Raw genomic sequence first — 14,353 nt, 5'->3', positions numbered from 1 at the left:
GCCACCCGCCCCTCGTGCGCGCCCCTACTTGCTGCCGAGGTAGTAGCTCACCTGCGGCGGCTGGTTGTAGCCCGTGTTCTGCCACGCCACCCCGAGCCGGTACACGGGGTCGTGCATCAGCGTCGGCAGCCGGTACTCGGTGGGATGGGGTGTCGTGTAGAGCCGGAGCGCGGTGGAGTCGGCGTTGCGCCAGAGCATCTCCTCGCGCCAGTCACCGAGCAGGTCCGCGCTCAGGGCCGGGCTGCCCTTGGTCCAGTTGTTGGAGCGCGCGTCCGTGTCGGCCCAGATGCGGGTCAGCTCGCTGTCGCCGTCGTACTTGAGGATCTGCCCGTAGCCCGACCCTGCCGACCCCGACCAGCGGTGGTCGAGCAGTTCGCGGTGCGGATCGCCGTCCCACCAGATCGCGGAGTTGTACGAGGCGCCGCCACCGAAGCCCGGCACCGCGTCGCTGATCTTCGTACCGTTCGCGGCGTACAGACCGCCGCCGCTCGACCAGCACTCGGCCCCGGTGTGCGCACGCGTCAGATCCGCGCAGATCCCGCGCCCCACATCCGTCCCCGTGCGGCTGCCCCACAGGATCTGCCCCGTACGCGCGTCATGCATCTCGAAGCCGTACGCGGAGTCGGTGTGCTCATGCACGTTGAAGGACTCGAGCCCGGGCCGCGCCGGATCCAGATCGCCGACGTGCAGCGCGTCGCCGTGCCCCAGCTTCGTGGTCCACAGCCCGCTGCCGTCGTCGTCCACGGCCATGGCGCCGTACAGGATCTCGTCCTTGCCGTCCCCGTCCACATCGGCGACGGCGAGGTTGTGGTTGCCCTGCCGGTCATAGCCCTTGCCGTAATTGCTGGAGCTGTTGGTGTCGAAGGTCCAGCGGCGGGAGATCTGCGAGCCGTTCCAGTCGTACGCGGCGATCGCGATCCGCTCGTAGATCCCCCGGCTGAAGATCATGCTCGGCCGCGACCCGCTCACGTACGCGGTGGCGGACAGCAGCCGGCCCTCCCGGTTCCCCCAGGTGTCACCCCAGTCGGCGACCGATCCGCGCGCCGGCTGGAAGGGCTCGGAATCCATGACCCGGCCGGTCTGTCCGTTGAACACCGACAGATACTCCGGCCCGCTCAACACCGCGCAGTTGCCGTCCAGATGGGACGCGGTCGCGCTCCCGATGACGGTGCCCGCGCTGTCCTTGGAACCGTCCGAGGTCCGCGCGGCCAGCTCCGCCTTGCCGTCGCCGTCGTAGTCGTACACCTGGAACGAGTCGTAGTGCGAACCGCTGCGCACGTTCGTGCCCAGGTTGATCCGCCACAGCCGCTCGCCGCTCAGCTCGTACGCGTCGTAGACCGTCGGACCCGTACAGGTACCGGAGTTGGCCACATCCGTGGCGTTGGACGGCGCCCATTTGAGGACCAGCTCGTACTGTCCGTCGCCGTCGAGATCCGCGGCCGAGGCGTCATTGGCCGCGTAGGTGTAGGCCACCCCGTCGCGCGTGGTGCCGCCGGCCGGCTTCCGCAGCGGGATGTCCTTGCGCCCGGCGCTCCACACCCCGGCCTTCCCGCCGGGCCGCTCCACACCGCCGACGACCGCCCGGATCTCGTACGAGTCGCCTGAACTGCCGCTCGTATCGAGGAAGTTGGTCTTCGCTGTCTCCTCGATCAACGAGCCGCCGCGATAGAGCCGGAACGTCACGGCCGCCGGATCGTCCCCGAGCATCCGCCAGCTGACCAGCACCCCACCGGAGGCCGGCCGGGCGACCAGCCCGCGGCGGAGCCGTCCGGCGACGCGCGCCGCGGCGCGCGCCTTCGCGGCACTGTTCCCGGGCGCGGACGGCTCGTCCGCGGCGGCACTCGCGAACCGGTCGACGGCGAAGGACCCGGCGCCACCGAGCACGGCGGTCGCGACGAGCGCGGCGAGCAGATGTCTCGGACGGCGGCGGTGGCGCCGGCCGGGCGGGGGGAGCTGCGGCATCAGGACCTCACGGGTGGGGGCTGGGGACTGCTGACGTACTCCGGTCGCCGCTGAGGGGCCCGCAGGTTGCCGCCTCCGCGTGACCTCCGCGTTCACTCGAACGGCCGCGTGCGGATCGCTGCCACCCCGCCCCCGGGTTTCGCTGTCCGTTACGACCTGGAGGTGGCCACGTGCCGGATGAGACGGGCAGGACGAGCGCGGACGGCGAAGTCGCGCGCCTGCGCGCACGCGTCGCGGCGCTCGAGGCCGAGGCCCAGGCGCAGCCGGCCGGACGCCCCCGGCGGCGCGGCCGTTCCACGCTCGCGACCGTCCTCATCGTCCTCGGCTGTCTCCTCGCGCCCCTGAGCGTCGTGGCCGCCTGGGCCTCCGGCGTCATCGGCGACACCGACCGCTACGTGTCCACCGTGCAGCCGCTCGCTTCCGACCCCGACGTCCAGAACGCCGTGGCGGCCCGTGTGACCGACGCGGCGATGGACCACATCGACCTCAACGACCTCCTCTCCTCGGCCGCGAGCGACGAACGCCCGCTCCTGGAGAAGGCCCTCGGCAAGCTCGGCAACTCCCTCGAGGACGCCGTCCGCAGCTTCGTCAACGACAAGGCCCGCGACGTCGTCGCCTCCGACGCCTTCGAGACGCTGTGGACCGAGCTGAACCGCAAGGCGCACGCCGCCATGAACAAGGCCCTCACGGGCGACGGCGGCGGCGCGGTGAAGCTCGACGGGAACACGGTCACCGTCGATCTCGCACCCGTCGTCGAGGAGGTCAAGCAACGCCTCGTCGACAACGGGCTCACCCTCGCCGAGAAGATCCCCGAGGTGCACACGGACTTCGCCGTGGCCAAGTCCGAGGACATCACCAAGGCCCGCACCGGCTTCCGGCTGCTCCAGCTCGTCGGCAACTGGCTGCCCGTGCTCGCCCTGCTCCTGATCGCCGGCGGCGTCCTGCTCGCCCGCAACCGCCGCCGCGCCGTGGTCACCGCCGCCCTGTGCGTGGCCGTCACCGTCGCCCTGCTCGGTCTTGCGCTCACGGTCTTCCGGCCCGTCTACCTGGACGCCCTTCCCGAGGGCGTCTCGCAGCCCGCGGCCGGTGCGGTCTACGACGCGCTGACCCACTTCCTGCGCACGACCGTACGGATGACCGTCGCCCTCGGCGTCATCGTCGCCCTCGCGACCTGGCTGACCGGCACGGGCCGGCGGGCCGGGCTCGTACGGAACCTGTGGTTCTCGGGCATCGGCGCCGTACGCGGCACCGCGGACCGCGCGGGGATGAACCTCGGACCGGTCGGTCCCTGGGTGGCCGGACACCGCAAGTGGATCGTCTGGGTCCTGATCGCGGCCGCCGTCCTCACGTATCTGCTCTGGAGCTACCCCACGGGCCTGGTCGTCATCGGCCTGGCACTGGCGCTGCTGTTCGCGCTGGCCGTCGTGGACTTCCTCGCCGGACCCTCCGGCGGCATCGACACCGACACCGGGACCGCGCAGCCCGCGGACCCCCCGAAGACCCCGGTTTCCTGACAGCCCACCAAAGGAGAGCGCCATGACCATCGCCGCCGACTACCCGCTGCTCAACCTGTTCTGGACCATGCTCCTGCTGTTCTTCTGGGTGCTCTGGTTCTTCCTGCTCTTCAAGATCATCGGCGACATCATCCGCGACGACTCCCTCAGCGGCTGGGGCAAGGCCGGCTGGCTGATCTTCACGATCCTGCTGCCGTTCCTCGGTGTCTTCGTCTACGTGATCGCCCGCGGCCGCTCCATGGGCGAACGCGATGTCGCCCAGGCCAAGAAGGCCGAGGCCGCCTTCAAGGAGTACGTACGCGAGGCCGCGGGCACCGAGGGCGGCGCGGCAGCCGGGCCGTCGAAGACCGACGAACTCGCCAAGCTGGCCCAGCTCAAGGAGAGCGGCGCGCTCACCGAGGAGGAGTTCGCGAAGGCCAAGGAGAAGTTCCTCGCCTGACAGCCGGGTTCCGGCAGCCGGTCCCTGACCACCGGCTGTTTCCGACCGGCGGCCGATGTCCGATCAGGGGAGTGACGACGTGGACAGCAGCACCTCGGAGCAGAGCCCTTCGACCGAGAAGGGCACGGCCTTGCTCCGCAGCACGCTGCTCAGCCCGGGCTACCTCCGGCTGCTGCTGCTCTGCGCCCTGATCGGCATCCCGGTCGCCCTCGCGTGCTTCCTCTTCCTGACCGCCGAGCACGAACTGCAGCACCTGGTCTGGGAGAAGCTCCCCGAAGAGCTCGGCTACGACCGCGCCCCCTGGTGGTGGGCGCTGCCGACGTTGCTGCTCGCCGGCCTGATCCTCGCGCCGATCATCACGCGGATGCGCGGCCACGGCGGCCACGTCCCCGTCCACGGTCTGGGCGGTGCACCGATCGGACCGCTCGACCTGCCCAGCGTCGTCCTCGCCGCGCTCGCCGCCCTGCCGCTCGGTGTCGTCCTCGGCCCCGAGGCGCCCCTGATGGCGATCGGCGGCGGCCTCGCGCTGCTCGCCGTAAGGGGAATGAAGCAGCAGGCCGGGCAGGGCCCGGTAGCCGCGAAGGCGCCCATGCTGCTCGCCACCGCCGGCTCGACCGCCGCGATCTCCAGCATCTTCGGCGGCCCCATCACCGCCGCCACCCTCGTCGTCGAGAGCGCGGGCCTCGGCGGCGCGGCGCCCGTGATGCTGCTGCTGCCCTGCCTGATCGCCAGCGCCACCGGGGCGCTGGTCTTCACCGGGTTCGGCGACTGGACCGGCCTTTCGATCGGCGCGCTCCATCTGCCGAAGGTGCCGCCGGACATGACGCCCGACGCGGGTGACTTCCTGTGGGGCGTACCGGTCGCCGCCCTGATCGGCGTGGCCGTCGCCTATCTGCGCGGCCTCGGCTACCTGGTCGAGCGCTGGCTCGGCGAGCGGACCGCCTTCCGCATCGTCCTGTGCGCCCTCGGGGCCGGAGTGCTGCTCACGCTGTACGCGCTGCTCACGGACCGCTCTCCGGAAGAGGCCGCGCTCTCCGGGCAGTCGGCCCTCGGGGCACTCGCCGCCGATCCGCACAACTGGTCCGTGGTGGCGCTGCTCCTGCTGTTCCTGTGCAAGGGCCTCGCGTGGAGCCTCTGCCTCGGCAGCCTGCGCGGTGGCCCGATCTTCCCGGCGATCCTGCTCGGCGGCGCCATCGGCATCGCCTGCTCGGGACTGCCGGGGCTCGGCGCCACACCGGGGCTCGCGCTCGGCATGGCGGCCGCGAGCGCGGTCGTCACCGGTCTGCCCCTGAGCGCCTCCGTGCTCACGGTGCTGCTGCTCGGCAACGACGCCCACAACCAGATGCCGCTCATCGTGATCGCGGTGGTCGTGGCCCTGGTCGCCGCACAGCTCGTACCGGCGCGCGATCAGCAGGCCGTGCTGCCGAACGCGCCCTGAGCGGGTGCCCGCACCGTACGGAACAGAAGGGAGACACCCGGACATGGCACGAGTCGACGCGGACGCCGCCCGGCGGATGACCGAGGCGCTGTTCATCGAGCGCTCCCTGCGCAGCCCCTCCTCCACCCGCTTCTGGGCGCTGCTCGTGCTCGCCTCGGTGATCGCCGGCGCGGGCGTCATCGGCGACTCCACCGCCACGGTGATCGGCGCGATGATCGTCGCCCCGCTGATGACCCCGATCCTGGGCAGTGCCCTCGCCCTGGTCCTCGCCGACCGGGACCACGTGCTGCGCAGCGTGCTGCTCGTCCTGCTCGGCGCGAGCGCCGTCGTCGTGATCGGCATGCTGCTCGGCTGGATCGTCTCGCCGCCCGACGCGTTCGCCTCCAACAGCCAGGTCTCGTCCCGGATCAGCCCCCGCCTGATCGATCTGCTGGCCGCCCTGGCCACCGGCACGGTCGGCGCGTTCGCCCTGGTGCGCACCGATATCTCGGACACCCTGCCGGGCGTCGCCATCGCGATCTCCCTCGTACCGCCCCTTGTGGTCACCGGCCTGCTGATCACCGCGCACCGCTACCACGACGCCGGTGAGTCGGCGCTGCTCTTCGCCACCAACGTGGCCGCGATCGTCGCCACCGGCACCATCGTCTTCCTCGTGTACGGGGTACGGGACGCGGCCTCCGAAGCCGGCCTGCACGTCGGCGAGTTCAGCGGCCGCACCCTGCCCGTCATCCTCGGCGTCGTGGTCCTGATCGCCGTCCCGCTCACCACGGGCACGGTGACCGTGGCCCGCGACCGCTCGCTCGCCGCCGGCGCCCGGCCGGTCGCCGAGGCGTGGGCGGCCACCGGCAAGTGGCAGATCGCCTCCGTCGAGGCCCGCAACGGCATCATCGTGATCGGCGTCCTCGGCCTGCCGCCGCAGCCGGCCCCCGCCGCCCTGCGCACCGCGCTCGACCGCCACGGCATGCGCGACGCCGACCTCGAACTCCACCTGGTCGGCGGCCGTACACACTGGTGTCCGGCGGACACCGACACGTGCACGGTGCAGGAGTCACCCCGCAGTTGACGCCCGCCACCCCATCGGGTGGAAGGCTGCTGCATTCGGCCGCATCTCGCTGAGGGATCGTTAGATCTGTGGCGTGGGACTGCCGCCCGTCCTGGCGCAGGTCTTTACGTTGCCTTGAGCAATCGCATCAGGCAGCCGGACGAAGGACCTCCATGCCGGGACATCTCCGCGGGCTCTCACGCCTGTCTCTCAGTACGACGACGGCGCTCGCGGTCCTCTACGGCTCGCAGGCGGCCGCTGTGCCCGCGGTGCCGGCGCCGCCCGACGATCCGCGGAGCGCTGTCAGCATCACCAAGACCAACGACACGGGCGGCGATCCGCTGGAGCCCGGCGACGAGTTCATCTACACCCTTACCGGCCAGTGCTCCGGACTGACCGTCGACTGTGTGGACTTCACCGTCACCGACACCCTGCCCGAGGGCCTGGACGTCACCACCCTGCCGCAGTCCACCAGCAGCCGGGACGTCACCTATGACGAGTCGACCCGGCTGCTGACCGTCACCTACAAGCAGCCCCTGCAGAACCCCGCCGGCAAGACCGGCCTGCGGGCGGGCCAGGCGGGCAGCATCGAGATCGGCATGCGCGTGCCGGCCGACACCCCGCTCGAAGACGGCACGGTCATCACCAACACGACCGAGGTGAAGGCCGACAACGCCGACCCCGCGACCGCCGACACCGACGTCACGGTGACCATCCCGCGCGTGGTCAAGCCCGTCACCACCAAGACCTGGAAGGACGGCTCGGCCGTCGCGGGCAGCGATGAGACCAGCACGATCACCCTGGGCGTACGCAACAACTCCTCCTCGTCCGCCGAGGTCGGCGAGCTGTCGGTGTCCGACACCAGCGCGGAGACCTTCGAGAACTTCGACTTCGTCAGCGCCTCGGTCACCGCGTTCCCCAAGGGCGCCGACACCGCCCGTCTCGTGGTCACGACCGCCGACGGCAGGACCCACACCGGCGCCGCGATCACCGCGCCCGGTGAACTGCCGCTGCCCCGCGGTGTGGACCCCGAGGACGTGGTCGGCTTCGAGGTCGTCTTCACCAACAGCAACGGTGACCCGCTCCCGTACGACGAGACCGGCGGCACCGTCGACGTGGAGATGAAGCTCCGCGACACCAAGCGCTCCGACGGCTCCCCGCTGCGGCCCACGGACAAGATCACCGTCAACAACTGCGCGACCCCCGCCGTCAAGGAGAAGACGGAGGGCGAGGTCGAAGGCACCGAGGCCTGCGCCCCGTACGACATCCTCCCGGACATCCTGGTGCTCCAGCCGACCAAGCGCTTCTACCCGGACACCGACGGGGACTTCGCCCAGGAGACCGGTGAGCACGCGGTGCTCGGCGAGAACTCGCCGGTCAGCACCGAGGTCGACGTGAAGAACGCCTCGCCGTTCCCGGTGAAGTCGATCACCATCACCGAGCCGTCCGCCGACACCACCAGCGAGTTCGACAAGCTCGACGTCGACAAGGTGCGGCTGCGCTTCCCCGAGGGCGCCACCGAGGCGAAGCTGACCGTCACGTACGCCGACGGGTCCACCTTCGAGCAGACGTACACGGAGAACACGACCGTGGACGTCGCCAAGCGCGGCACCACCGTCACCAAGGTCGAGGTGACCTACACGGGCGTGGACGCGGACGGCAACCCGACCATCGCGGAAGGCGCCACCGCCGGCCTCGACCTGCACGGCACGCTGACCGATGACGTCACCGCGCAGGACCTGCCCTCGGGCACCAGCCCGGGCGTCGACAACTGCGCCTCGTACAAGGGCGACGCGGGCCGCACCGACGGCAGCGGCACCGCCTCCGGCGACGCCTGCAAGAACCTGCCGATCGAGGCGCCCAACACCTCCGGCAGCGGCACCAAGGACTCCTCGCAGCACGAGATCCCGGCCGACCAGCCGATCACGATGAACCTGAAGGTGACCAACAACGGCAACAAGCCGCTGGTCTCCCCGGTCGTCACCGACCCGGCGGGGGGCCCGGACGGGACGCCCGCCCCCACCCCCCCCCTCCTCGTCCTCCAGTTCACCCCGGGCACCCCGCCAGCCCGGCGGCCGCCCCCGTGAAGATGGAGCTGTGGGCCCCGCCCGCCGGGGGCGGCGCGCGCGCCTGGGTCGCGTACGACGCGAGCGACACGGCCCTGCTCGAGCGGGCCACCGGTGTCCGCGGCAGCTACCAGGGCGAGTTGGCCCCGCAGAGCGGCTTCACCCTGACCGTCGTCGCCGAGCGGCGCCCCGGGGTGCCCGACGGCACCACGCTGCAGAACTGCTACTCGATCGACGCGGGCGGCGACTACACGCCCGGCGCCCCGGTCTGCGGTCCCTCGATGGACACCGCGCCCGCGTCCGACTCGGCCTCGCTGAACAAGTCGATCAGCCCGGGCTCGCTGCCCGAGTACGTGCCGGGCCTGCCGCGCCAGCACGCCGATATGGCGCTGACCATCGCCAACACCGGCAACATGTCCGCCAAGACCCTGCAGATGACCGACCGCGACGGGGACTTCTTCGACGCCGTCGACCTCGTCTCCGTCAAGTCCAACCAGATGCCGGCCGGCGCCAACCGCGTACAGATCGACGCGTACGTGAACGGCGCCTGGGTGAACGGCACCCCGTCCTCCTCGGCCGCACTGCCCGCCGGCGTGAACCCCGCCGACGTCACCGGCATCCGCGTCACATACAGCTCCACCAGCACCACCAACGACGGGTACGTCATCAAGCCCGAGTGCGCGAGCAGCAGTTGCTCCGGCATCCTCGTCCTGGACGTCAGCCCCCGTGAATCCCTGCGCTCCAACGGCGAACCGGTCCCCAGCCACCTGGAGGACACGGTCAGCGGATCGTTCCTCACCAAGCTGCAGCCCGCGGACAAGCCCAAGGCGATCGACCCGGTGAGCGCCACCCTCGACCTGGTCAAGGGCACGCCCCGGCTGACCATCAGCAAGGTCCCCGACACCGTTCTCGCCCCTGGTGAGGACGCGCCCTTCTACCTGAAGGTCACCAACACCGGTACGGCGAACGTCCCGAACCTGGTCGTCAAGGACGCGCTGCCCGAGGGCATCGAGTTCGTCGACACCTTCGCGGGCGACAACGGCGAACCGTACAAGGTCATCAACACCGCGGTCCCGGACGGCACCGAGCCCGTCCCTGCCCCGGACTTCACGCAGACCACGTCCGGCGACCGCATCTCCGGACTGACGTGGGACTTCTCGAAGGACGCGGACGGCAAGCCCTGGGTCTTCGCCCCGGGCGCGACCCTCACCATCGAGATCCACGTGAAGCTCGAACCCGGCATCAACGCCGGTGACGTGGTCACCAACAAGACCGGTGCCACCTCCTCCGACCCGGACCTCGCCTGCGAGGCCGCCTCGGAGACGGACGGCGCCTTCGGCAGCGGCCTGTACTGCACGGCGACCGCGACCCTGACCGCGAAGTCGGGCGCGGCCTTCGCCGCCCGCAAGTGGGTCTCCGGCAACGACTCGCTCGGCTGGTTCAACACCCGCGACAAGAAGACCGTCCCGGTCGGCGACTCCTCCTGCCTGACCACCACGGACGCGGCCGGCCGCCGCTACACCGCCAACCCCTGTATCGCGCTGGTCGATCCGGGCGACGAGTACCACTACCTGATGCGCATCCAGAACGCCGGTACGGAGTCGGGTACCGCGATGCGGATCGTCGACCGCTTCCCGGTGCAGGGCGACAAGGGCGTCATCCTCGACCAGGCCCGCGGCACGGCCTGGGACAAGCGCCCCACGCTCGCCTCCCGGCCGCAGCTCGACGGCCCGGGCACGATGACGGTCTCGTACGAGAATTCCGAGCCCCTGTGCACCGACGACCTCGACATGGGCGGCGCGGGTTCGAGCGCACCGCGGTGCCCGACCTCCACCTGGGACGACGCGTACAGCGCGCAGGCCGTGGGAGCCCGGTACGACCTGGTGTTCTCCCCGGCCATGGCACCGGGCGAGACGGTGGACATCAGCTGGGCGATGGACACCCCGCTCGACGTCAAGAAGAACGGCGACCCGACGATCGCCTGGAACTCCTACGCCCACAACGAGACCACGGACCGTGCGGGCAGCCCCCGGGTTCTGCAGCCCAACGAACCCATCCAGGTCGGAGTCGCCCTCGCCTACGGCGACTTGAAGCTGGTCAAGCGGATCGGGTCCAGCCCCGACGTACTCGACCCGGTCCTGGCCCGAGTCCCGTTCCCGTTCCACGTCACCTGCGTCATCCACCCGCAGGGCGGACTGCCGCGCAAGGTGATCGACGCGGACTACATGGTCTCGGCGAACAAGCCGGTCACCCTCACGGGCATCCCCGCGGGCGCGGAGTGCGAGGTGTGGGAGACCTCGGCGCGCGGCGGCGAGGCCACGCACACCAAGGACAACCCGGCCGAGGTCACCATCGAACCCGGCATGGGGACGACGACCGTCGAGACGGCCCGTATCACCAACGCCTTCCGCTTCGGCTCGCTGCAGTTGGTCAAGGAGCTGGACGGCGACGCCGCCTCGTACGCGAAGGACCGTGCCTTCGACGTCAAGGTCACCTGCTCGCTGCCGGACGAAGCGGGTAAGCCGACCGCTCAGATCCTGAGCAGGACGTACACGGTGACGGCCGACAAGCCGGTGACCGTCAAGCCGCTGCCGGTCAACACCCGTTGCTGGGCCTCCGAGGTCGACACGGGAGGCGCCGACAGCGTGGTCGTCGACCACGGCACGCCGCGTACCGCGGTGATCGTCACGGAGGACGGCGGCACGCAGGCGACCATCACGGCGACCAACACCTTCGACGCGGCGAAGCTCGTGATCAACAAGAAGGTGATCGGCGAGGACGAGGCCGGCTCGTACTCCTTCACGCTGGTCTGCACGACGGCCGAGGGCGACGTGGCCCTCGCGGCCGGGGACCGGGCCTTCAGCCTCCCGGCCGGCGGCAAGCGCACGGTCACGGTCCCTGAAGGTGCCCACTGCACGGTCAAGGAGGTGGACGTCCCCGCCGAGGCGACGGTCTCCTACTCGCCCAAGGGCGGTGCGGTGGACGTGACCGGCTCGGCCACGGTGACGGTGACCAACACGTTCCCGCCGCCGCCGGACCCGGACGGTCCCGACAAGGACAAGGACGGCAAGCACCTCGCGGACACCGGTGCGGGTGACTGGGCGCTGATCGGCGCGCTGCTCACGGCCCTGCTGACGTCCGGCGCGGTGATCTGGTGGGCGGCCGCACGCAGGGAGCGGCTCTCCGCGTAACGGCTGACGGACAGCGGGACGGCGCCGGGTTCTCGGAACCCGGCGGCGTCTTCGCGTGTGGGGGAGGGTCAGCCGCGGGCCAGGACCACGACGGCGTTGTGGCCGCCGAAGCCGAAGGACGTACTGACGGCGATCGGCGAGGTGTGGGACCTGGCGCGTCCGGTGACGAGGTCGATGTCGAACGCGGGATCGGGGCGGACCAGACCCGCCGTCGGAGGCACCACGTCCTCGCGCAGGGCGAGTACGGTCAGGGCCGCCTCGATGACGCCGGCCGCGCCGAGCGTGTGGCCGAGGGCGCCCTTGGCCGAGGTGACGGGCGGGCGGTGCGGCAGGACCCGCGCGATGAGCGCCGCCTCGGTGGCGTCACCACGCGGGGTCGAGGTGCCGTGCGCGTTGACGTGGCCGACGTCGGACGGGGTCAGGCCGGCGTCGGCGAGCGCGGTGCGCAGGGCACGTTCGGCCTCGCGGCCCTCGGGGTGCGGGCTGACGAGGTGGTGGGCGTCGCTGCTGAGGCCGTGGCCGAGGAGCTGGGCGAGCGCGCGGGCCGAACGGGCGGCCGCGTGCTCGGGACGTTCGAGCACGATCACACCGGCGCCCTCGGCGATGACGAACCCGTCGCGTCCTTCGTCGAACGGCCGGGAGGCGACATCGGACAGGGCCCCGAGCTGGGTGAACCCGGCCACGACGAGCGGGGTGACGGCCGCTTCGGCGCCGCACACGACAGCGATGTCGCACTGCCCGGACGTGAGCAGGTCGCGGGCCACACCGATGGCGGTACCGCCCGAGGCGCACGCGGTGTTGACCGCGAACGTGGGGCCGGTGACGCCGAGGTGCAGGGCCAGGGTCGCGCACACCATGTTGGGCATATAGCCGGTGAGGAAGTACGGCGAGACGGCCGCGGGACCGTCGTCCGTGAACCGCCGGGCGGCCTGCTGCCCGGCGTGCATCCCGCCGAGGCTTCCGCCGGTGACCACGGCCACGCGGGAGCCGTCCCATTCGGCGGGGTCGAGCTTGGCCCGGTCGAGCGCTTCGCTCGCGGCCGCGAGCGCCATGCGTGCGCCGGGATCGAGCCGTACGGCGCCGCGTTGACGCAGCGGCAGGTCCGCGGCGCCCCGGACGCGGCAGCTCAGGGTCACGGGCAGTCCGCTCAGCTCCGGGTCGGGCGCCGCGGTCGCGGTGCCCGCGCGGACGGCGTCCCAGGTGGCGGCGGAATCGGATCCGGCCGCGGTGACCAGACCGATGCCGGTGACGGCGACGGAGCCGTTGCGGGTCACAGCACGCGCTTTCGGTCGACGCGGTCGGAGAACTCGGCGAAGGCGAGGTCGCGGATCTCCTCCTCGGTGACGGCGACGCCGAGTTCGTCCTTGAGGGAGATGGCCATCTCGACGACCATCAGCGAGTCGACGAGCAGTTCCGTCATCGGGGTGCCGGGCTGCACCCGCGCCGGATCGACCTCGAACTTGTCGACGAGGAGGCCGGTGATCAGGTCTTTGGTCGTGGGGGTCGCGGAGGTACTCATGGGCACGCCTTAGGGTCTGTATGGGTGTTTGTGCGGATAGTCGAAGAACAAGCGGCGTGACATTATTAGCCCTGGTTTCTCACCTTTTCATCTGAAAGCGGGGCCACATGACGGTGCCGGACCGGGTGGGCGAATTGCTCCGGCGGCTGTCGGAGGACTACTTCCGTATCGAGGTGAGCGGCCTCGACAACATCCCCGCCTCCGGTGCGGCACTGCTCGCGGCCAACCACTCGGGGGCCTGGGGATTCGACGGCTTCGTCCTGCACCACCTGCTGCTGCACAGGCTCGCCCGCCCCGTGCACTTCTACGCGTCGGAGCTCGTCCTGCGCGTGCCGCTCCTTGCCGATTACGTACGACGGCACCGCATCGTCACCGACGACCCGTCTCTGGGCCGCGACAAGTTGGTCGCGGGTGAGCTCGTCGCGCTGTTCCCCGAGGGGTTCGACGGGGTGGGCAAACCCTTCTCGCGGCGCTACCGGCTGCGCCCGTTCAGCCCCGGGTTCGCGGGCGCCGCGGTGCTGACCGGGGCGCCGGTCGTGCCCGTGTCGATCGTGGGCGCGGAGGAGACGTATCCCAAGCTCGGCGAGATCGCGGGCCTGGCCGGCCGGTTCGGGCTGCCCTACGTCCCGGTCACCACGCCGCTGCCGCTGCCCGCGAAGTGGCTGATCTCCTTCGGTGAGCCGATCCAGGCACCCGCCTGCCCCGGTTCGTACGCCGAACGGGCCGCGGTGGCACGGCGGTTGTGCGACGAGGTCTGGTTCACCGTGCAGGGCATGGTCGACCGTGACCGGCGCCGCCGGGCCACGCCGTTCTGGTAGCCGGGTAGCGCGGGTTGCCGGGGCCCCGGGGACCATCGCGGTCGTCCGGGCCGCGAGGGATGGGTTCAACGCGCAAGCCACTCGGCGGCCTTACGGGTGTCGGCCGCCGCTCGCGCGCAGCGCTTCGCATGTTCGAGCAGCGTCATCCGGCAGGCCTCGCCGAAGCTGTCGTGGTTCCATCCGGACTGGCGTGCGCAGGCCGCGAGTTGCTCGGCGCAGCGGTCCAGGCGCCGCGCACCGGCCTCGGCCAGTGCGGCGTAGTAGGCGGGGCTCCGGCCCGCCAGGGTGGACGGCCGCGCGCTCAGGTCGGACCGGGGCATGCCGAGGTCGTCGCGGCCGAGGCTGTCATCAGGACCGTCAGCGG

Annotated in this window: 11 protein-coding genes; 7 read left to right on the top strand and 4 right to left on the bottom strand. The window is 71.3% G+C overall.

What is annotated here, in order from left to right; all coding sequences use genetic code 11:
- Window positions 1–24 precede the first annotated feature (24 nt).
- The gene (locus JAO81_RS19080; protein WP_199549080.1) at window positions 25–1,962 is read right to left on the bottom strand and encodes a rhamnogalacturonan lyase; all 1,938 of its coding nucleotides are present in this window, start codon (window positions 1,960–1,962) and stop codon (window positions 25–27) included.
- Window positions 1,963–2,132: 170 nt separating this feature from the next.
- Here JAO81_RS19080 and JAO81_RS19075 point away from each other — a divergent pair, with 170 nt between their 5' ends.
- From JAO81_RS19075 to JAO81_RS42565, 6 genes are all read left to right on the top strand, one after another.
- Window positions 2,133–3,476 carry a hypothetical protein gene (locus JAO81_RS19075; RefSeq protein ID WP_307813478.1) on the top strand — a complete coding sequence of 448 codons (1,344 nt, stop codon included), beginning with the start codon at window positions 2,133–2,135 and terminating at the stop codon, window positions 3,474–3,476.
- Window positions 3,477–3,498: 22 nt separating this feature from the next.
- Entirely contained in the window at window positions 3,499–3,915 is a 417-nt protein-coding gene (locus tag JAO81_RS19070; protein WP_199549079.1) for an SHOCT domain-containing protein, read from the top strand.
- Window positions 3,916–3,994: 79 nt separating this feature from the next.
- Window positions 3,995–5,353, top strand: a complete 1,359-nt coding sequence (locus JAO81_RS19065) for a chloride channel protein (RefSeq protein ID WP_307813477.1) — start codon at window positions 3,995–3,997, stop codon at window positions 5,351–5,353.
- Between the two features lie 43 nt (window positions 5,354–5,396).
- Complete coding sequence (locus JAO81_RS19060) at window positions 5,397–6,416, top strand: TIGR00341 family protein (protein ID WP_199549077.1); 1,020 nt, start codon at window positions 5,397–5,399, stop codon at window positions 6,414–6,416.
- A gap of 152 nt (window positions 6,417–6,568) precedes the next feature.
- On the top strand, window positions 6,569–8,482 hold the full coding sequence (locus JAO81_RS42570) for an isopeptide-forming domain-containing fimbrial protein (protein WP_233415592.1): 1,914 nt from the start codon (window positions 6,569–6,571) through the stop codon (window positions 8,480–8,482).
- 2 nt (window positions 8,483–8,484) lie between these two features.
- A complete protein-coding gene (locus JAO81_RS42565; RefSeq protein WP_233415596.1) occupies window positions 8,485–11,652 on the top strand; it encodes a DUF5979 domain-containing protein in 3,168 nt (1,055 codons plus the stop codon).
- 68 nt (window positions 11,653–11,720) lie between these two features.
- On the opposite strand, the gene JAO81_RS19050 is transcribed toward JAO81_RS42565, so the two are convergent.
- Both JAO81_RS19050 and JAO81_RS19045 read right to left on the bottom strand, forming a co-directional pair.
- Complete coding sequence (locus tag JAO81_RS19050) at window positions 11,721–12,926, bottom strand: beta-ketoacyl synthase (protein WP_199549076.1); 1,206 nt, start codon at window positions 12,924–12,926, stop codon at window positions 11,721–11,723.
- The gene (locus tag JAO81_RS19045; RefSeq protein WP_199549075.1) at window positions 12,923–13,171 is read right to left on the bottom strand and encodes an acyl carrier protein; all 249 of its coding nucleotides are present in this window, start codon (window positions 13,169–13,171) and stop codon (window positions 12,923–12,925) included. The genes JAO81_RS19050 and JAO81_RS19045 overlap by 4 nt, the downstream gene beginning before the upstream one ends.
- A gap of 107 nt (window positions 13,172–13,278) precedes the next feature.
- Here JAO81_RS19045 and JAO81_RS19040 point away from each other — a divergent pair, with 107 nt between their 5' ends.
- A complete protein-coding gene (locus tag JAO81_RS19040; RefSeq protein ID WP_199549074.1) occupies window positions 13,279–13,989 on the top strand; it encodes a 1-acyl-sn-glycerol-3-phosphate acyltransferase in 711 nt (236 codons plus the stop codon).
- Between the two features lie 65 nt (window positions 13,990–14,054).
- Here JAO81_RS19040 and JAO81_RS19035 read toward each other — a convergent pair.
- A partial coding sequence (locus tag JAO81_RS19035) for a hypothetical protein (RefSeq protein WP_233415591.1) occupies window positions 14,055–14,353 on the bottom strand: 299 nt, incomplete at its 5' end.

The sequence above is a fragment of the Streptomyces sp. N35 genome, from assembly GCF_016464295.1.
Classification (GTDB): Bacteria; Actinomycetota; Actinomycetes; order Streptomycetales; family Streptomycetaceae; genus Streptomyces.
The sequence above is the reverse complement of the archived record's forward strand: the minus strand, read 5'-3'. Positions and strand labels throughout refer to the sequence as shown.

Coding starts and splice junctions, on each gene's coding strand:
- JAO81_RS42565 (WP_233415596.1), top strand. CDS start 8,485: ATGGAGCTGTGGGCCCCGCCCGCCGGGGGCGGCGCGCGCGCCTGGGTC.
- JAO81_RS19040 (WP_199549074.1), top strand. CDS start 13,279: ATGACGGTGCCGGACCGGGTGGGCGAATTGCTCCGGCGGCTGTCGGAG.
- JAO81_RS19070 (WP_199549079.1), top strand. CDS start 3,499: ATGACCATCGCCGCCGACTACCCGCTGCTCAACCTGTTCTGGACCATG.
- JAO81_RS19080 (WP_199549080.1), bottom strand. CDS start 1,962: ATGCCGCAGCTCCCCCCGCCCGGCCGGCGCCACCGCCGCCGTCCGAGA.
- JAO81_RS19045 (WP_199549075.1), bottom strand. CDS start 13,171: ATGAGTACCTCCGCGACCCCCACGACCAAAGACCTGATCACCGGCCTC.
- JAO81_RS19060 (WP_199549077.1), top strand. CDS start 5,397: ATGGCACGAGTCGACGCGGACGCCGCCCGGCGGATGACCGAGGCGCTG.
- JAO81_RS42570 (WP_233415592.1), top strand. CDS start 6,569: ATGCCGGGACATCTCCGCGGGCTCTCACGCCTGTCTCTCAGTACGACG.